The sequence below is a fragment of the Sphingobium sp. TKS genome (assembly GCF_001563265.1).
Lineage (GTDB): Bacteria > Pseudomonadota > Alphaproteobacteria > Sphingomonadales > Sphingomonadaceae > Sphingobium.
Window position 1 is genome coordinate 4066444 of record NZ_CP005083.1, and the last position, 16811, is coordinate 4083254.

General features: G+C 63.9%; 23 protein-coding genes. 4 read left to right on the forward strand and 19 right to left on the reverse strand.

Annotated features, from left to right (window positions below):
- The first annotated feature begins 122 nt into the window (after positions 1 to 122).
- On the forward strand, positions 123 to 1139 hold the full coding sequence (locus tag K426_RS20090; protein ID WP_066560727.1) for a threonine aldolase family protein: 1017 nt from the start codon (positions 123 to 125) through the stop codon (positions 1137 to 1139).
- Entirely contained in the window at positions 1136 to 2020 is an 885-nt protein-coding gene (locus K426_RS20095; protein WP_066560735.1) for a DMT family transporter, read from the forward strand. Before K426_RS20090 ends, K426_RS20095 begins: the two co-directional genes overlap by 4 nt.
- Here the strand turns inward: K426_RS20095 and K426_RS32210 are convergent.
- The 12 genes from K426_RS32210 to K426_RS20150 all read right to left on the reverse strand — a co-directional run bounded on the left by K426_RS32210 (position 2017) and on the right by K426_RS20150 (position 10403).
- Entirely contained in the window at positions 2017 to 2172 is a 156-nt protein-coding gene (locus K426_RS32210; RefSeq protein WP_169576122.1) for a hypothetical protein, read from the reverse strand. The two genes, K426_RS20095 and K426_RS32210, sit on opposite strands and share 4 nt — an antisense overlap.
- A 94-nt stretch (positions 2173 to 2266) precedes the next feature.
- A complete protein-coding gene (locus K426_RS20100) occupies positions 2267 to 3064 on the reverse strand; it encodes an NAD(P)-dependent oxidoreductase (RefSeq protein ID WP_066560742.1) in 798 nt (265 codons plus the stop codon).
- A gap of 12 nt (positions 3065 to 3076) precedes the next feature.
- Entirely contained in the window at positions 3077 to 3448 is a 372-nt protein-coding gene (locus K426_RS20105) for a HesB/IscA family protein (RefSeq protein WP_066560745.1), read from the reverse strand.
- Complete coding sequence (locus K426_RS20110) at positions 3448 to 3912, reverse strand: SUF system Fe-S cluster assembly protein (protein ID WP_066560748.1); 465 nt, start codon at positions 3910 to 3912, stop codon at positions 3448 to 3450. The genes K426_RS20105 and K426_RS20110 overlap by 1 nt, the downstream gene beginning before the upstream one ends.
- Positions 3909 to 5114, reverse strand: a complete 1206-nt coding sequence (locus K426_RS20115; protein WP_066560751.1) for a cysteine desulfurase — start codon at positions 5112 to 5114, stop codon at positions 3909 to 3911. Before K426_RS20115 ends, K426_RS20110 begins: the two co-directional genes overlap by 4 nt.
- Positions 5111 to 5863 (reverse strand): SufD family Fe-S cluster assembly protein, encoded by a 753-nt coding sequence (locus tag K426_RS20120; RefSeq protein WP_066560754.1) that lies wholly within the window; start codon positions 5861 to 5863, stop codon positions 5111 to 5113. The genes K426_RS20115 and K426_RS20120 overlap by 4 nt, the downstream gene beginning before the upstream one ends.
- Entirely contained in the window at positions 5860 to 6606 is a 747-nt protein-coding gene (sufC, locus tag K426_RS20125; RefSeq protein WP_066562063.1) for a Fe-S cluster assembly ATPase SufC, read from the reverse strand. Before sufC ends, K426_RS20120 begins: the two co-directional genes overlap by 4 nt.
- A gap of 18 nt (positions 6607 to 6624) precedes the next feature.
- Positions 6625 to 7080, reverse strand: coding sequence for a hypothetical protein (locus K426_RS20130; protein ID WP_066560757.1), 456 nt, complete (start codon positions 7078 to 7080; stop codon positions 6625 to 6627).
- Positions 7077 to 7544, reverse strand: coding sequence for an endonuclease domain-containing protein (locus tag K426_RS20135; RefSeq protein WP_257721802.1), 468 nt, complete (start codon positions 7542 to 7544; stop codon positions 7077 to 7079). The genes K426_RS20130 and K426_RS20135 overlap by 4 nt, the downstream gene beginning before the upstream one ends.
- A gap of 32 nt (positions 7545 to 7576) precedes the next feature.
- Positions 7577 to 9061 carry a Fe-S cluster assembly protein SufB gene (gene sufB, locus K426_RS20140; protein WP_066560766.1) on the reverse strand — a complete coding sequence of 495 codons (1485 nt, stop codon included), beginning with the start codon at positions 9059 to 9061 and terminating at the stop codon, positions 7577 to 7579.
- On the reverse strand, positions 9058 to 9468 hold the full coding sequence (locus K426_RS20145; RefSeq protein WP_066562065.1) for an RrF2 family transcriptional regulator: 411 nt from the start codon (positions 9466 to 9468) through the stop codon (positions 9058 to 9060). The genes sufB and K426_RS20145 overlap by 4 nt, the downstream gene beginning before the upstream one ends.
- Positions 9469 to 9572: 104 nt before the next feature.
- A complete protein-coding gene (locus K426_RS20150) occupies positions 9573 to 10403 on the reverse strand; it encodes a helix-turn-helix domain-containing protein (RefSeq protein WP_082748951.1) in 831 nt (276 codons plus the stop codon).
- 466 nt (positions 10404 to 10869) lie between these two features.
- Here K426_RS20150 and K426_RS20155 point away from each other — a divergent pair, with 466 nt between their 5' ends.
- Complete coding sequence (locus tag K426_RS20155; RefSeq protein WP_066562066.1) at positions 10870 to 11907, forward strand: quinone-dependent dihydroorotate dehydrogenase; 1038 nt, start codon at positions 10870 to 10872, stop codon at positions 11905 to 11907.
- A gap of 48 nt (positions 11908 to 11955) precedes the next feature.
- On the forward strand, positions 11956 to 13656 hold the full coding sequence (ggt, locus tag K426_RS20160) for a gamma-glutamyltransferase (protein WP_066560771.1): 1701 nt from the start codon (positions 11956 to 11958) through the stop codon (positions 13654 to 13656).
- A gap of 49 nt (positions 13657 to 13705) precedes the next feature.
- On the opposite strand, the gene K426_RS20165 is transcribed toward ggt, so the two are convergent.
- The 7 genes from K426_RS20165 to pspA all read right to left on the reverse strand — a co-directional run bounded on the left by K426_RS20165 (position 13706) and on the right by pspA (position 16765).
- Positions 13706 to 14200: a hypothetical protein gene (locus tag K426_RS20165; protein WP_066560774.1), complete on the reverse strand. Its 495-nt coding sequence runs from the start codon at positions 14198 to 14200 to the stop codon at positions 13706 to 13708.
- A gap of 67 nt (positions 14201 to 14267) precedes the next feature.
- Positions 14268 to 14705, reverse strand: coding sequence for a SufE family protein (locus K426_RS20170; RefSeq protein ID WP_443018199.1), 438 nt, complete (start codon positions 14703 to 14705; stop codon positions 14268 to 14270).
- A gap of 48 nt (positions 14706 to 14753) precedes the next feature.
- The gene (locus K426_RS20175; RefSeq protein ID WP_066560779.1) at positions 14754 to 14987 is read right to left on the reverse strand and encodes a hypothetical protein; all 234 of its coding nucleotides are present in this window, start codon (positions 14985 to 14987) and stop codon (positions 14754 to 14756) included.
- Between the two features lie 36 nt (positions 14988 to 15023).
- Entirely contained in the window at positions 15024 to 15275 is a 252-nt protein-coding gene (locus tag K426_RS20180) for a hypothetical protein (protein WP_066560782.1), read from the reverse strand.
- A gap of 154 nt (positions 15276 to 15429) precedes the next feature.
- On the reverse strand, positions 15430 to 15810 hold the full coding sequence (gene pspC, locus K426_RS20185; RefSeq protein WP_066560785.1) for an envelope stress response membrane protein PspC: 381 nt from the start codon (positions 15808 to 15810) through the stop codon (positions 15430 to 15432).
- 1 nt (position 15811) lies between these two features.
- Positions 15812 to 16093, reverse strand: coding sequence for an envelope stress response membrane protein PspB (gene pspB, locus K426_RS20190; RefSeq protein WP_066560788.1), 282 nt, complete (start codon positions 16091 to 16093; stop codon positions 15812 to 15814).
- A gap of 3 nt (positions 16094 to 16096) precedes the next feature.
- A complete protein-coding gene (gene pspA, locus K426_RS20195) occupies positions 16097 to 16765 on the reverse strand; it encodes a phage shock protein PspA (protein ID WP_066562067.1) in 669 nt (222 codons plus the stop codon).
- Positions 16766 to 16811: the final 46 nt, after the last annotated feature.

Genomic DNA, 16811 nt, shown 5'->3' on the forward strand with positions numbered 1-16811 from the left:
CCTATGTCACAGATGGCGGCGCGAAACAATCGGTCAATATTACTGACCCATATAGCTGCCCATAGCCGATCCGATCAGGGTGGCATCTTGGCGCTGGGGCGTGGCGCGGCTATCGCTGGGCCATGCACTTTTTTTCCGACAATGCGACGCCGGTCTGCCCGGAGGTGATGGCGGCCATCGCGGCGGCCGACCACGCCGACCATGGCTATGACGGCGATGCCTGGAGCGGGCGGCTGAACGGTGCCTTTTCCGCGCTGTTCGACACGGAAGCGGTGGCGCTGTGGATCGCGACCGGCACGGCGGCGAACAGCATCGCGCTGGCCTGCCTCTGTCCGCCCTATGGCGGGGTGCTGTGCCATGAGGAAGCGCATATCGTCGTCGACGAATGCGGCGCGCCCGGTTTCTACACCCATGGCGCGACCCTGATGGCCTTGCCAGGCGAGGGCGCCAAATTGTCGCCCGAGGCAGTGACCGAACGGTTGAAGGCGATCCGGCCCGATGTGCATCAGGTGCCGGCGCGGGCGATCAGCATCACGCAGGCGACCGAATATGGGCTGGCCTATACGCCCGATGAGGTGGCGGCGCTGAGCGCGGTGGCGCATGAGCATGGGTTGGGCTTCCATATGGACGGAGCGCGCTTCGCCAATGCGGTGGCGCATCTGGGTTGCCATCCGGGCGATGTAACCTGGCGGGCGGGGGTCGACATACTCTCCTTCGGCTGCGTCAAGAATGGCGGGATGATCGGGGAGGCTTTGGTCTTTTTCGGAGATCAGGCGCCAGCGCGTGCGGCCGAGGCGGCGCGCTGGCGCAAACGGGCGGGGCATCTCTTTTCCAAGGGACGCTATCTGGCCGCGCAGTTGCTGGCGATGGTCGAGGGCGATCTCTGGCTCCGCAATGCGCACGCGGCCAATGCGGCGGCGCAGGCTTTGGCGGAAGGCGCGGCCGGACGACTGATGCATCCGGTCGAGGCCAATGAACTGTTCGTGCGGCTCACCTCCGCCGAAAGGGCGCAGTTGCGTGCCCAGGGCTTCGATTTCTACGACTGGGGCGAGGATGCGGCGCGGCTCGTCACCAACTGGTCGCAGGATGCCGCGAGCGTGAAGCCTTTGGCCGATGCGCTCGGAGCCCTGAAGGGATGAGCGAGGGCAAGGGCGTCGCCTTGCCCTTCATCCTGGTCACGCTGATCTGGAGTTCCACCTGGATCGTGATCCGCGACCAGATCGGCAATGTCCCCGCGAGCTGGTCGGTCTGCTATCGCTTCCTGCTGGCCGGGGTGGCCATGGCGATCTTCGCCAGGGTGCGGCGCGTGCCGCTCAATATCGGCGGCAAGGGGCTGGTCTTCGCCGGGTTGCTGGGCGTGGCGCAGTTCGTGATGAACTTCAATTTCGTCTATCGCGCCGAGCATTATCTGACATCCGGCGTGGTGGCGGTGGTCTATGCGATGCTGCTGATCCCAAACAGCATCCTTGCCTTCCTCTTCTTCCGCCAGCCGGTGAGCCGGGCCTTTGTCGCCGGATCGGTGGTGGCGGTGACGGGCATCGCGCTGATGCTGGCGCATGAAGCGGCGAGCGTCAGGCCGGACATGGTACTGCTGGGCACCGCTTTCTCGGTCGCCGGGCTGCTAAGCGCTTCGGCCGCCAATGTGATGCAGGGGATGGAGATTGCCCGGCGGCTGCCGATGGTGGCGGTGCTGGCCTGGGCGATGCTGATCGGCGCGGCGGTGGATGCGCTGTTTGCATGGATCACCACCGGGCCGCCGGTTTTCGAACCGCGAATCGGCTATGTGCTGGGGATAGGCTGGCTGGGACTGGCGGGGTCGGTCGTGACCTTCCCGCTTTATTTCCGGCTGATCCAGAGGATGGGTGCGGGGCGCGCGGCCTATAGCAGCGTGCTGATCCCGGTGATCGCCATGCTGATCTCCACGCTGGTCGAGGGTTATCGCTGGACGGCGCTGGCGGGTGCGGGCGCTTTGCTCGCCATCATCGGGATGGTCATCGCTCTACGGACGAAACAGGCCTAGCGGCGGACGCCTGGCTGATAGAACCGCTTGGCGGCGTTGACCTTGTCGATCAGGCTGGCGAGCGGGACTGGCGCGGACGTGGCGCGTTCGGGCAGGGTCAGGCCGTTGATGCGCTGGCCCAGGGCAGTGAAGGCGTGATCGAAGCGGTCCATCTGACTCAAGTCCCATGCAAAGCTGACAGGACCGTCATCGGGCCAGCATGGTTAAGAAGGCGTTAGCAATGACCTGTCCTTGCGACGGGCCGAGTCAAAGGCAGGCGGGCAGCCCTTCGCGATAGGTCGGATAGCGGGGGGACCAGCCCAGCAGGCGCTTGGCCCGCCCGTTCGCGACGCGGCGGTTTTCGGCATAAAAGGATTGCGCCATGGGCGTGAGCTGGGCTTCCTCCAGCGTCAATAGCGGCGGAACCGGCAGGCCCAGCATGGCGCAGGCCGTTTCGATCAGCCGGTTCTGCGCACAGGGCAGGTCGTCCGAAAGATTGTAGATGCCGGGCGACCCCTGGTGGAGCGAGGCGATGATGCCCGCGACGATGTCATCGACATGGGCGCGGCTGAAGACCTGATCGGGCAGGTCGATGCGATGCGCCCGCCCTTCCCGCACGCGGTCGAGCACCGAACGTCCGGGGCCGTAAATGCCGGGCAGGCGGAAACGGCGCAGATCGGGGCGAAGCGCGCCCCAACCGGCATCGGCCTGCGCCCGGGCGGCGCGGCGGCCCAGGCGCAGCGGGGTGGCTTCATCCACCCATGCGCCCGCCGCATCGCCATAGACGCCGGTGGAGGAGAGATAGCCGGTCCAGATCGCGGGCGCGGCGGCGATGGCGGCGCCGTAGCGGGTCAAGACAGGATCGGCGTCACCCTCGGGCGGGACGGAGGAGAGGATGTGGGTGGCCTGCGCGATGGCCGCACGGACGGCGCTTTCGTCATCGAAGGCGAGCGCGTCGGCATCGGCGGTGCGGCGGACGCCGGTGACGTGCCAGCCATCGGCGCGCAAGCGGGCAGCAAGACGCGATGCGGTATAGCCCAGCCCCAGGATCAGCATATGGGGCATAAACAGCTATCCTCAGACCGTGAAGCTCTCGCCGCAGCCGCAGCTGCCCTTGGCATTGGGGTTGTTGAAGACGAAACCGGCGGTGAAGTCGTCTTCCACCCAGTCCATGGTCGATCCAACCAGATAGAGCACCGACGCGCCGTCGATGTAGAAGGTGCCGCCGGGGGTTTCGATCTTCTCGTCGAACCTGGCTTCCTCGCTCACATAATCGACCGAATAGGCAAGGCCCGAGCAGCCGCGGCGCGGGGTGGAGAGCTTGACGCCGATCGCGTCTTCGGGGGCATCGGCCATCAGGTCAGCGATGCGCTGCTCGGCGGCGGGCGTCAGGATGACGGCGGCGGGGCGAGCGCGGATTTTGGTGTCGCCATTGGGAGTAGGGGTCATCAGAGCATTCCCAGTTCGAGCTTGGCTTCGTCCGACATTTTCTGCGGATCCCATGGCGGATCCCAGACGAGGTTCACCTGCGCATCGCCCACGCCCGGCACCGCGCCGACGCGCAGTTCGACTTCGCCCGGCATGGATTCGGCCACCGGGCAATGCGGCGTGGTCAGCGTCATGGTGACGACGGCATGGCCGTCCTCCGTGACGTCGACGCCGTAGACCAAGCCCAGATCATAGATATTGACCGGGATTTCCGGGTCGTAGATTTCCTTGAGCGCATCGATGATCGCATCGTAAAGGCTGCCGCCCGGCTCGCCCTTGGGCGTTTCAATGGGCTTGGCGCTCAGGAATCCGTCGAGATAGTCGCGCTGGCGCTGGCCAGAATCAGAAGCTTCCTCGACACGCGCCTTGGGCGGGGTGTTCACCGCCTCGACCTCTTCCATCAATATCTTCCGCTCTTCGCTCATCCGAAGATTTTCCTCACTCGTTCTATGCCTTTGACCAGCGCATCCACATCGCTTTCGTCGCTGTAGATGCCGAAGCTGGCCCGTGCCGTAGCCTCGACGCCGAGATGACGCATCAGCGGCTGCGCGCAATGATGCCCCGCCCGGATCGCCACGCCCGTTTCGTCCAATATGGTGCCGACATCATGCGGATGCACCCCCTCAACCTCGAAGGAGAGGATGCCCGCCGAATCCTCCGGCCCGAAGACGCGCACGCTGTTGAGGCTTTCCAGCGCCACCCGCGCCTTGGCGACCAGCGCGCATTCATGGGCGTGGATCGCGTCAAGGCCGATGGCCTGCACATAATCGATCGCCGCCGACAGGCCGACGACGCCGGTGATATGCGGCGTCCCCGCCTCGAACCGGGTCGGCGCGGGCGCGTAGGTGGTTTTCTCGAACGTCACCTTGTCGATCATCGATCCGCCGCCCTGATAGGGCGGCATGGCGTCGAGCAGATCCTTGCGCGCCCAGAGCGCGCCGATGCCGGTAGGACCGTAGAGCTTGTGCGCGGAAAAGACGTAGAAATCGCAGTCCAACGCCTGCACATCGACGGCAAGGCGCGGGACGGCCTGGCAGCCGTCAATCAGGATCTTCGCGCCAACGCTGTGGGCAATGTCGGCGGCGCGGCGCACATCGAGGACGCTGCCCAGCACGTTCGACACATGGGCCAACGCGACCAGCTTGTGTTGCGGCGTGATCATCGCCTGCATGGCGTCGAGATCGATCTTGCCGTCCGCCGTGAGCGGCACGACGTCGATCTGCGCGCCTTGCCTTTCGGCCACGATCTGCCAGGGGACGATATTGCTGTGATGCTCCAGCATCGAGAGCAGGATGCGGTCGCCGCTTTCAAGCTGCGTACCCGCCCAGCTTTGGGCGACGAGGTTGATGCCCTCGGTCGCGCCGCGGACGTAGACAATCTCGCTGTCCGACGCCGCTCCGATGAAGTTCGCGACCTTGCGGCGCGCCGCCTCATAGGCAAGCGTCATATTGGCCGAGCGCTCATAGACGCCGCGATGGACTGTCGCATAGTCCGGGCCATAGGCGCGGGCGATGGCGTCGATTACAGCGTTGGGCTTCTGCGCGGTGGCGGCGCTGTCGAGATAGTGCCAGCTGCCGACGCCGGGGAAATCATCCCGCAAGCGCAACGCTTGAGCCAGATCGGTCATACCAGCGTCTCCAGCTTGGCGATCGCGGCGGCTTCGAGCCTGTCCTTGACCGCTTCGTCGGCGACATCATCGAACACGCCCGCGACAAAGGCTTTCAAGAGCAGCGTCTTGGCCGTCGCCGGGTCCATGCCGCGCGAGGCCATGTAGAAGAGCGCTTGGCGGTCCAGCTCGCCCACGGTCGCGCCATGGGCGCATTTCACGTCGTCGGCGTAGATTTCCAGCTCCGGCTTGGCATTGGCCGTAGCGGTGCGGTCGAGCAGCATCGCCTTGACCGACTGGAAGGCGTCGGTGCGCTGCGCGTCGCGGGCGACATTGATGCTGCCCAGATAGCTGCCGGTAGCGTGCTGGCCCAAGATTGAGCGGATGGTCTGGCCGCTGGTCGAGTCCGGCTTCGCATGGGTGACGGCGGTGATGATCTCCAGAGTCTGGTCGCCGCCACCGATGATCGCGCCGTTCAGCTCGAAATGCGCGTTGCTTCCCAGCGTGACGGTGAAGGTCGCGCGACCGAATTTACCGCCGATGTTGAGGACATGGAAATCACAGCGCGCGCCGTCGGCGATGGTGATGACATAGTCATGCACCGCCGCCGCGCCTTCGGCCGCGTCCTGCAACAGATGATGGCGCGCCGTTTCCCCAGCGGCCACATAGATGCGCGTCGGCGCGGGCGTCGGCCAGATGGCGGCCAGCGCGTCGAGATCGCTGTAGCGCCATTCTTCAGCCTTGCGCGTGGGAAGGGTGAGCGTGGTCACGCGGCCACCACCTCCGCATAACCCTCGCGCTCCAACTCCAGCGCCAGTTCGGGGCCGCCCGACTTCACGATCCGACCGCCGGCAAGCACATGGACGAAGTCCGGCTTCACATAGTCGAGCAGGCGCTGATAGTGGGTGATGAGCAGCACCGCCTTGTCGGGCTTGCGCATGATGGCGTTGATGCCCGCGCCCACGATCTTGAGCGCGTCGATGTCGAGGCCGGAGTCGGTCTCGTCCAATATCGCCAGCCTGGGGTCGAGAATGCCCATCTGCACCATTTCGGCGCGCTTCTTCTCGCCGCCCGAAAAGCCGACATTCACCGGACGCTTCAGCATCTCCATGTCGAGGCCGAGCAGGGCGGCCTTTTCCTTGGCGAGCTTGATGAATTCGCCGCCGTTCAGTTCCTTCTCGCCCCGCGCGCGGCGCTGCGAATTGAGGCTCTCGCGCAGAAATTGCAGGTTGGAGACGCCCGGAATCTCGACCGGATATTGGAAGCCCAGGAACAGCCCTGCGGCGGCACGCTCATGCGGCTCCAGCTCGAACAGGTCTTGCCCTTCGAAGGTCGCGGTGCCACCGGTCACGTCATAGTTCGGACGGCCGCCCAGCGTATAGGCCAGCGTCGACTTGCCCGCGCCATTCGGCCCCATGATCGCATGGATTTCGCCCGCCTTGATGGAGAGCGACAGTCCTTTCAGGATCGCCTTGCCGTCGATTTCGTTCGAGAGATTATCGATCGTCAGCATCATTCACACCCCAAAAAATCAACGACTCTGCGCGCGCTGGAGCGTCCGCGCGGTCCAGAAAGCCATGTCCCGCACATCGCCCGGCGCCGGGAACAGCGTGTCGATGTGGCGCTTGATCGGCATATAGGGCCACCAGTCGGCGCCGGCTTCGGGCGCGCCCTTTTCCAGCAGGCCGGTCACGAATTCGGTCACCGGACCCATGCGGGCGAGATTGGGCGCCTTGGCCTTGTGGAAGGTCTTGTCGCTGCGCAGCTTCTCGGTGAAGGCGACATCGCCCTGCTCCAGCGCGGCGCGGCATTCGGCCTGATAGGCGTCGAGATCACCAAAATCCTTGGCGGCGCGGGCGGCAAGCTCGCCCTCTTCCAGCTCATAATCCTCGGTCAGGATGCGGATCGCGGCGGTCCATGCCTGGCCATTGCCGACATCCTCCGCAAAATCGGCGAGGGCATCCTGAATATCGTCTTCGTCGCTCAACGTGATTGTCCTTGAGAGTGGGAAAGCCCCTCCCCTTCAGGGGAGGGGTTGGGGTGGGGGCTCGCCCAACGATCCGGCGCCTGTTGGAGCGCGCCAAGGATCGCGGCGCAAACCCCTTCGATATTCTGCCTCACGTCATGGTTGGCGATGCGAATGATGCTGTAGCCCATTGCATTCAACGCCTCATCACGCGCCTTGTTCGATTCCACGCTATGCGTATCGCCATCGACTTCGACGATCAGCGCTTTTTGCGGGCAGAGGAAATCCGCAATGAACGGACCGATCACGGTCTGGCGGCGGAATTTGTAACCGCCGAGTTGTGAGCGGGACAGCTTTGACCAGAGGCGCTTTTCCGGTTCGGTCGGTTCGCGGCGCATTTCGCGAGCGAAAGCCGCTAACTGAGCGAGGCGTCCAGTCGACAGCCCCCACCCCCGGCCCCTCCCCTGAAGGGGAGGGGAGCCCAAGCGCTTTGCCTGATCGAGAGGCGTCAACTCCCTCAACCGACCGACCCTTCCAGCGAAATGCCCAGCAGCTTCTGCGCCTCGACGGCAAACTCCATCGGGAGCTGTTGCAGCACTTCCTTGGCAAAGCCGTTCACGATCAGCGAGACCGCGCTTTCCTGATCCAGCCCGCGCTGCATCGCGTAGAAAAGCTGGTCGTCGCTGATCTTGCTGGTGGTCGCCTCATGCTCGATCTGGGCGGAGGGATTGCGCACTTCGATATAGGGCACGGTATGCGCGCCGCACAGGTCGCCCAGCAGCAGGCTGTCGCACTGGGTGAAGTTGCGCACGCCCTCCGCGCCCGGCGCCACGCGCACCAGGCCGCGATAGGTGTTGTTCGACCGCCCCGCCGAAATACCCTTGGACACGATGGTCGAGCGGCTGCCCTTACCATTGTGGATCATCTTGGTGCCGGTGTCGGCCTGCTGCATGTTGTTGGTCAGCGCCACCGAGTAGAACTCGCCCACGCTGTTCTCGCCGTTCAGCACGCAGCTTGGATATTTCCAGGTGATGGCCGAGCCGGTTTCCACCTGGGTCCAGCTGACCTTGCTGTTGCGGCCCTGGCAGAGCGCCCGCTTGGTCACGAAATTATAGATGCCGCCCTTGCCGTTCTCATCGCCGGGATACCAGTTCTGGACGGTGGAATATTTGATCTCCGCATCGTCCAGCGCGACCAGTTCGACCACGGCGGCGTGGAGCTGATTCTCGTCGCGCATCGGCGCGGTGCAGCCTTCGAGATAGGAGACATACGCCCCCTCGTCCGCAACGATCAAAGTGCGTTCAAACTGCCCCGTATTTTCCGCGTTGATGCGGAAATAGGTGCTGAGTTCCATCGGGCAGCGCACACCCTTGGGAATGTAGACGAAGGTGCCGTCGGAAAAGACCGCGCAATTCAAGGTCGCGAAATAATTGTCGTGCATCGGCACGACCTTGCCCAGCCACTTCTTCACCAGATCGGGATATTCGCGCACCGCCTCACTGATCGAGCGGAAGATGACGCCCGCCTCCTCCAGCTCCTTGCGGAAGGTGGTGGCGACCGAGACGCTGTCGAACACCGCGTCGACCGCGACCTTGCGGCTGCCCTTGACGCCAGCCAGCACTTCCTGCTCGGCAATAGGAATGCCCAGCTTCTGATAGGTCGCCAATATCTCAGGATCGACCTCATCCAGCGAATTCAGCTCCGCCTTCTTCTTCGGCTCGGCGTAATAATAGGCGTCCTGATAGTCGATCGGCGGGATGTTGAGCTTGGCCCACTCCGGCGGGTCCATCGTCTGCCATAGGGCAAAGGCCTTCAGCCGCCATGCCAGCAGCCATTCCGGTTCCTTCTTCTTGGCCGAAATGAAGCGGACCGTATCTTCGTTCAGCCCCTTGGGCGCGAAGTCCTGCTCGATGGCCGAGGACCAGCCATGCTCGTAGGTGGAGGCGCGATCGGCGGCCTCATGCGCTTCGAGATTGCGAACAGTGGTTGCTTCTTCGGTCATGCCATTTCTCTGGTAAGGCTGGCGATCGTCACCCGGGCCAAAGCCGATCGGATCGCATTGTTCGCGACGTTCATATGCGGGCGCACGCGGCAGTCCTGCTCCAGCGAGCAGTCATGCGCGCCATGGTCCGCGCAGGCGGTCATGGCGATGGGGCCTTCCACCGCCTCCACCACATCGGCCAGCGTGATCGCGGCGGGAGGACGGCTGAGACGCACGCCGCCGCCGGTGCCCCGGCTCGATTCGAGCAGGCCGGCGGCAGAAAGACGGCTCACCAGCTTCTGCGCGGTGGGCAGCGGAATGCCGGTTTCGGCGCTCAGCGTGGTCGCGTTCATCTTCGCCGCACCGCAATGGCGAGCGGCGGCCGACATCAGCACCACGGCATAATCTGCGAAACTCGAAAGCCTCATGACCTGCGTCTTGCGAACCATTCTCAAATCGGATCGAATCAATCCGATTGGCATGTGGTCCCGCCAGCGGACGGAATCAAGGCATTTTTGCTTGGGTGAGGGCGCTAGCTGAAACGGTTGATCACAGCCACGTCTCCGCCCAGCGACCGGCGCAGCAAGGTGAGCTGCGCCACGGCGCTCGGTTCAGTCTGCAACTGATGCGGGGTCAGGCCGATGAAATGCTTGATCTCCCGAATGAAATGCGACTGGTCGTAGAAGCGCCCGTCATCGCACAGCGCCTGCCAGCTTTCATGGTCGAGCGCGATCCGCGCGCTGCACCGGAGCGCGCGATATTTCCGCGCCAGCAGCTTGGGCGGGCAGCCATAATATTTGTTGGTGAGCCGGGCGAGCTGGCGCGGCGACAGGCCGGTGATATCGGCCAAGGTCTCGATCCGCGGGGAGCCTTCCCCCATCAGCCAGCCGTCCACCGCCTCCAGCAGCCGCCATGTCGATTCGGGCAGCGGGACCAGCCTTTCCGCCAGGAAGGACCAGCAAAGCGCCGCCATCGCCTCCGCATCGGCGGCGGCGCGCAGCTTTTCCAGCAGATCCCGATATCCCGGAAGATGCCCCATATCCTTTACCCGATCGGTCAGGGCACTGGCATCGCCCCCATGCAGCGCGATCCATCCCGCCGGAAGCAGGGAAATGCCGACCACCCGGCCGGGGCCGTTCAATTCGAACCGGGTCGCGCCCAGGGTCGGACCCAACAGGCAGACTTCAGGGGTCGGCGCGATCTTTCCGTCGTGAAAATGATAGTCGCCGCTATTTTCCAGCATGAAGCGAAGTTGCGGCACGTCGGCGCGGGTCACATCGGAATAATGATCGGCCGTTTCGGTAAAGATATAAAGCGAGCCGAAATAGGCGTTGAGTTGTTCGGGCAGCGCGAAGTAGCGCAAACGCACCGGTCCTTGCGCCGCATCGACGGTATAGGACAATGGCGCCTGACCATCTTTTGCCGTGATATTTGGCGCCCCCCCGGGCGCTTCGCTGTTATGCGACCCCATATCTCACCCCAGCACGCAATATGCGCCATCGCCGCCAAGGTGCAAGGGCTATGCTTAACGGAATATCACTTTCCGTCCTGTCCGGAGACGATGGAACGGGACGTCTCATAAAAATGACCCGGCAGTTTTCACCGCCGGGTCAGGAAAAGGTCTCGTCAGCCAAATGGCCTAGAGCCTTCGGGTCGCAGGACTCTCTTACGTCCGAATCGGGGAAATTTTATTGGATGGATCGGACATTAGCCGGACCAAAACGGGACGAATCCCAATGAATCTTGTTAAGAAATGACGATCCTTCCCCACTGTTGCCGCGTTGCAACAGCGACTCGACGCCGGCCTTCCGCGCTGGCATAGCGCCGCCATGTCCTACAGCCTGATCCGCCCCCTGTTTTTCGCGCTGGAAGCCGAGCGCGCCCATCATCTGTCCATCAAATTGCTGCGCCTGATGCCGGTGCCTCCCGCGCTGGAACCCGATTCGATGCTGGCGCAGACGGTGGCGGGCATCGCCTTTCCCAATCCGGTGGGTCTGGCGGCGGGTTATGACAAGGAAGGGCTGGTCGCGCACAAGATGCACGGGCTGGGCTTCGGCTTTGCCGAACTGGGGACGCTGACACCGCTGCCGCAGCCGGGCAATCCGCTGCCCCGGCTGTTCCGGCTGGTCGAGGATCGGGCGGTGATCAACCGCATGGGCTTCAACAATGGCGGCCAGGCGGCGGCGGCGGAGCGGATCGCGAAGCGCAAGCGGCCAGGCGGTCCGGTCATCGGCATCAATATCGGCGCCAACAAGGATGCCGCCGACCGAATCGCGGATTATGCCACGGGCGTGATCTGCATGGCGCCGCTGGCCGATTATCTGACGGTCAACATCTCCTCCCCCAATACGCCGGGGCTGCGCGCCTTGCAGGATCGGGCCGCGCTGGACCAGTTGCTGGGCGCGGTCATGGCGGCGCGGGGATCGAATCGCACTCCCATTTTCCTGAAGGTCGCCCCCGATCTGGAACCAGCCGATGTCGAGGATATCGCCGCCGCCTGTCTCGACCACCGGATCGACGCGCTGATCGTTTCCAACACCACCATTTCCCGGCCTTCGCTGCGGTCCGCGCAGGCTGGCGAGGCGGGCGGCCTGTCGGGCGCGCCGCTGCACGATCTGGCGCTGCAAAAACTGCGCGACTTCCGCCGGGCGCTAGGCACGCGCCTGCCGCTGATCGGCGTGGGGGGCATCGCCAATGCGGAGCAGGCCTATGCCCGCATCCGCGCCGGGGCGAGCCTGATCCAGCTCTACAGCGCCCTGGTCTATGAGGGGCCTTATCTCGCCAAGCGGATCAATGCGGGCCTGAAAGCGCTGATGGCGCGTGACGGGGTCAGGAATATCAGCGAGATAGTGGGTATCAACGCCTGATCCGTCATATGGGTTGCAGACCGCAACGCAGCGATTAGGGTGCCGGACATGACTTCTCGCCTTTTCGGCCTGCTGGCTCCCTTCGCTCTTTATGCCCTCGTTCCTGCCCCGCTCGCGGCGCGGGAGCCGGTTTCGGTCAACGTCACCGTCTCCGCCGCCGATCCCCGCGCCGCCGAGGCCGGGCAGGAAATATTGCGCAGGGGCGGCAGCGCCACCGACGCCGCCATCGCCATGATGCTGACGCTCAATGTCGTCGAACCGCATAATAGCGGCATCGGCGGCGGCGGCTTCCTGATGCATCATGACGGGCGGACCGGCGTGCTGGAATCGATCGACGGGCGCGAAACCGCCCCGGCGGCAGCGCGGCCCGACCGTTTCATGGGGGCGGACGGCCAACCCCTGCCCTTCCGCCAAGCATGGCCGGGCGGCTATTCCGTCGGGGTGCCCGGCAATTTGCGGCTGGCCTGGGACGCGCATCGCAAATGGGGCAAGCTGCCCTGGGCCGACCTGTTCCAGCCCGCCATCCGCTTTGCCGAACAGGGGTTCGAACTGCGCCAGCGGCTCGACACGGCGATGAAGGCGGTGGCGCCGGTCTGGGCGGACTTTCCCGAAATCCAGAAATATTTCTGGATCGACGGCAAGCCCGCGCCGATGGGGACGATCCTCAAGAACCCGCCGCTCGCCGCATTGTTCAGGCGAATCGCGGCGGAGGGGCCGGACGCCTTCTATCTGGGTGACAATGCCAGGGCGATTGCCGAAACGGTCAGCAACGCGCCCAAAAACCCGGTGCCGATGACGGAGGCCGACCTCGCTGGCTATCAGGCCAAGCCACGCAAGCCGGTTTGTGGTCCTTATCGCATCTATACGGTCTGCGGCATGGGTCCGGCTTCGGCGGGCGGGATCACCGTTTTGCAGGTGCTGGGCATGGTCGAGCGATTCCCGTTGGCGCAATGGGGCAAGGACGATCCCCGGTCCTGGCATGTGATCGGGGAGGCAATGCAACTCGCTTATGCCGATCGCGACACTTATCTGGGCGATCCCGAGTTCGTGTCGGTGCCGATCGCCGGGTTGATCGATCCCGCCTATCTGAAGCAGAGATCGGCGCTGATTTCCATGGGCAAGGCGCTCAATGACTATCGCCCCGGCACGCCGCCTGGCGCGGGGAAGCGCACCGCCGCCCTGCCCCAGCCGGAATCGGGCACCAGCCATTTCGTCGCGGTGGACCGCAATGGCGATATCGCCGCCTGGACCTCCACCATCGAAAGCTTCTTCGGCAGCCAGCTTGTGGCCAATGGCGTGATCCTGAACAATGAGCTGACCGATTTCAGCTTCACGCCCGAAAAGGACGGCGCACCCGTCGCCAACCGGGTCGAGCCGGGCAAGCGACCGCTGTCGTCCATGTCGCCCACCATCGTCTATGACGCGGCGGGGACGCCCATCTTCACCGTCGGCGCGGCGGGGGGAAAGACCATCATCATGCAGGTCGCAAAGGCGCTGATCGCGCATTTCGACTGGGGGCTGTCCGCGCAGGATTCGATCGCGCTGGGGTTCGAATTCTTCGACAAGGACGGGCTAGTGCTGGAACAGGGCACGTCGCTGGAGGCGATGAAGGCGCCGCTGGAGAAGCTGGGGCACAAGGTATCGATCAACCGCTTCGGCCTGAAGGCCAATGCGGCGGAGCGGAGAGCGGACGGCCATTGGGTCGGCGGCGCCGATCCGCGCAGTCCGGGTGTGTCGTTACAGGAGTGAAGCGTCTTGGCGGGTCATGTTCCTGCGAAGGCAGGAACACGGCAATGCTTCACCCCTTCAAATCCAGCCCGGCGACATTGAACTGGAAGGGGAAGCTCTTGTCCTTCGGTCCCACCACCAGATTCACTTTGATCGTCTTACTGTCCTTGATCGCGCCATAGGCTCCGGCTGCGGGCAGGACTTCGATGCCGTCCTTATTATCCGTCATCCGTCCCTTCCATTCATGCGTCTTGCCGTCATCCGTGGTGGCCGTGACGCTGCAATCGGACAGGTCGCAGGTAAAAGGCGCGCCGACCAGCTTGACGGTGACGTCCGCCTCTCCCTTTTCCATCGGCTGGACCAGCAGGACGGAAAAAGTGTCCGCCGCCGTCATGGTCTGGACCGTGTTGGCGCTGCCGATATAGGCGACCTTGACCTTTCCATGCTCGCCGCTCTCATATTTCCAGACCTGCCCGATCTGGTCGCGCTGGGTCGGCGCCTTGTCCTCCGGCGAGGAGCAGGCAGCGACCAGTCCCACGGCGGCCAGTGCCCAGAGGGTGCGCATCTTTTCTCTCCTATCCCGTCGTCATTACGGGAGGAGAACGCATCAGCCGGGCCCGGTTTCCCTCGGTTCAGCTATAGCGCGAGGCGGTTTCCCGGATCAGCGCGATCATGTTGGGAATACCCTGCGTCCGGTTGGAGCTGAGCTGGTTGCGAAGATCGAAGGGCGAAAGCGCAGATTCGATGTCGGTCGCGGCGATCGCGGCGGGCGCCCGGTCCTGCACCGTCAGCAGCACCAGCGCGATAATCCCCTTGGTGATCGCCGCATTGCTGTCCGCCAGGAAATGGAGCCGGCCCCCATCGGCGGAATCGGCGTCCAGCACCGTGGGATAGACCCACACCGCCGCCGAACAGCCCCTGACCAGCGTCGCATCGGTCTTGAGTGCGTCGGGCATGGGTTCCAGAGCCCGGCCAAGATCGATCAGCAGCCGATAGCGGTCGTCGGCATCGAGAAATTCATATTCCTCGTAAAGATCGGCAAGGACGGCGTGATCGGTCATAGCCGCCATATAGGAGGAAAAGCGGCGGAAGAAAGCCGCTTTTCCTCCTTCGAAGCATTAGAGGTCCACGCCCGCGGCAATGGCTTCCAGCTTGCGGATGCGTTCCTTGAGGTCCGCCACCTCGATCCGCGTGGCGGCCGATGGCGGCGCGGTTTCATCCGTCCGCCGCGCCAGTTCCGCGCGCTTGAGATCCAGCCAGCCGTTCCAGCCCCGCAGGGTGGTCATGGCGACGATGACGAGTCCCGACAAACCCGCCACCGCCAATGTCAGAGTGATAAGGGGGTCCTGCATATTGTCCTCCCTAAGGCATGTTTCCTTCAGGCCGCGTCAGTCGCGGTCCCTGAGCTTGTCGAATTCCCGCTCCAGCGCGGTGGAGCCGTCGGTCGCCAGCCGTTCCAGCACGGCGACGCGATCCTTGAGCGCCTTCACCTCCGCCTGCAGCCGTTCCGCTTCCGGATCGGGGCCGCGAGACACGAAGTCTTCGCCCTTGTGCCGGCGCACGACGCCATATTTGGCGCGGACGACGCTGGCGATGGCGGTGATCGCGACGATGGCGACGACCATTTCGAACGGATTCATCTGTCTGTCTCCCTTGCTCCGCTTCGGCGCGCCCAAGGCGGCAAGCTGTGCGGCAACCGATGCGGCGCCTTCAGCTTTTCGTTTTCATGAAGTCACGCAGCCTGGTTTCGACCGGCGCCGCTATCGGTTCGATGAACGGCGTCCCCTTTGCCGCTCAACGCAGGCTGTCGATCTCATCGGCCAGGCGCGTGTTGCGGCTGGTATAATAGGTTTCGATGTCGGCCAGGCGCCGGTCGATGTCGCGGAACTTGGACCGCACATCGCGGGTGGAGCGCGCCGGGTTGGTGCGCACGCCCTGCCAGAATTTCTCGTCATCCCGGTCCGCATAAAGGCCCAGCGGCTTGTTCTCGGCAAAATAGGCGACGACGAAATAAGCGATCAGCGTCCAGGGAAAGGCTCCCATCAGCGTCACCAGCACCGCGCCGACCCGGACCCACAGCACGTCGATCCCCGTATAGTCGGCAATGCCGGCGCACACGCCCATCCACTTGCCATTCTGCTTGTCGAGATAGAATTTGGTACGACGGGCAGCCATCTCAATTCCTCCTGTCGGGATTTTGGCGGTCGAATTCATAGCCATCGTCTTGCGACGGACGGGCGGGACGGAAATCGGGATTGTCGGCGGCGACGATCCGTTCGACCGTCTGCAACCGCTCCTCCAGCCGCCGGGCGAGCAGGTGAAGATCGTCCAGCAGCTTCTCGTCCTCATCGGTGATCTTGGGCGCCTGCTTCCACTTGGTGACATAGTGGAAGATCAGCCAGGGCATGCCGATGAACAGCATGCCGCAGATCATGATGGGCAGGAACACGTCCTCCATGCGTCACTCTCCCTTTTGCATGCTGGCCTTGAGCGCGGCGAGTTCGGCATCGACCTTGTCGGACGCCTTCAGCTCGGCAATCTCTTCTTCCAGCGTCTTGGGCTGCTGGCCCAAAGTTACGGCGTCGGCGCGGCCTTCGGCCATGTCCACGCGGCGCTCCAGCATGTCGAAGCGGGCGAAGGCGTCATTCACTTTTTCACCGGCATAGGCTTCGCGGACGCGCAGCCGATTCTGGGCGCTTTCCATCCGGGTCACAAGGCTGTTCTGACGGGCGCGGGCCTCGCGCAGCTTGGCCTGGAGCTTGGCGATATCCTCTTCCGAGGCACGCAGCGCTTCGTCCAGCACCTCGATCTCGTGGGAAAGCTGTTCCGCCATGTCGGCCGCCTTCTGCTTTTCGACCAGCGCGGCCTTGGCAAGATCCTCGCGATCCTTGCTGAGCGCGAGCTGGGCCTTTTCCGTCCAGCTATCCTGCAAGCCCTGAAGCTTGGCGATATGGCGCCGCATTTCCTTCTGGTCGGCGATGGTGCGGGCGGCGGAGGCGCGCACCTCGACCAGCGTCTCCTCCATTTCGAGGATGATCATGCGGATCATCTTCGCCGGGTCTTCCGCCTTGTCGAGCAGGTCGGTGACATTGGCGGCGATGATGTCGCGGGTGCGGGAGAAAATACCCATTTGGGCTCTGTTGCAAAAATCGTGAAGCTTGAGCATGCTTGGCGGA

Coding starts and splice junctions, on each gene's coding strand:
- K426_RS20100 (WP_066560742.1), bottom strand. CDS start 3,064: ATGCCCCATATGCTGATCCTGGGGCTGGGCTATACCGCATCGCGTCTT.
- K426_RS20095 (WP_066560735.1), top strand. CDS start 1,136: ATGAGCGAGGGCAAGGGCGTCGCCTTGCCCTTCATCCTGGTCACGCTG.
- K426_RS20090 (WP_066560727.1), top strand. CDS start 123: ATGCACTTTTTTTCCGACAATGCGACGCCGGTCTGCCCGGAGGTGATG.
- pspC (WP_066560785.1), bottom strand. CDS start 15,810: ATGGCTGCCCGTCGTACCAAATTCTATCTCGACAAGCAGAATGGCAAG.
- K426_RS32210 (WP_169576122.1), bottom strand. CDS start 2,172: ATGGACCGCTTCGATCACGCCTTCACTGCCCTGGGCCAGCGCATCAAC.
- K426_RS20115 (WP_066560751.1), bottom strand. CDS start 5,114: ATGACCGATCTGGCTCAAGCGTTGCGCTTGCGGGATGATTTCCCCGGC.
- sufC (WP_066562063.1), bottom strand. CDS start 6,606: ATGCTGACGATCGATAATCTCTCGAACGAAATCGACGGCAAGGCGATC.
- ggt (WP_066560771.1), top strand. CDS start 11,956: ATGACTTCTCGCCTTTTCGGCCTGCTGGCTCCCTTCGCTCTTTATGCC.
- K426_RS20175 (WP_066560779.1), bottom strand. CDS start 14,987: ATGCAGGACCCCCTTATCACTCTGACATTGGCGGTGGCGGGTTTGTCG.
- K426_RS20105 (WP_066560745.1), bottom strand. CDS start 3,448: ATGACCCCTACTCCCAATGGCGACACCAAAATCCGCGCTCGCCCCGCC.
- K426_RS20145 (WP_066562065.1), bottom strand. CDS start 9,468: ATGAGGCTTTCGAGTTTCGCAGATTATGCCGTGGTGCTGATGTCGGCC.
- K426_RS20155 (WP_066562066.1), top strand. CDS start 10,870: ATGTCCTACAGCCTGATCCGCCCCCTGTTTTTCGCGCTGGAAGCCGAG.
- pspA (WP_066562067.1), bottom strand. CDS start 16,765: ATGGGTATTTTCTCCCGCACCCGCGACATCATCGCCGCCAATGTCACC.
- K426_RS20170 (WP_443018199.1), bottom strand. CDS start 14,705: ATGGCGGCTATGACCGATCACGCCGTCCTTGCCGATCTTTACGAGGAA.
- K426_RS20180 (WP_066560782.1), bottom strand. CDS start 15,275: ATGAATCCGTTCGAAATGGTCGTCGCCATCGTCGCGATCACCGCCATC.
- K426_RS20110 (WP_066560748.1), bottom strand. CDS start 3,912: ATGAGCGAAGAGCGGAAGATATTGATGGAAGAGGTCGAGGCGGTGAAC.
- K426_RS20165 (WP_066560774.1), bottom strand. CDS start 14,200: ATGCGCACCCTCTGGGCACTGGCCGCCGTGGGACTGGTCGCTGCCTGC.
- sufB (WP_066560766.1), bottom strand. CDS start 9,061: ATGACCGAAGAAGCAACCACTGTTCGCAATCTCGAAGCGCATGAGGCC.
- pspB (WP_066560788.1), bottom strand. CDS start 16,093: ATGGAGGACGTGTTCCTGCCCATCATGATCTGCGGCATGCTGTTCATC.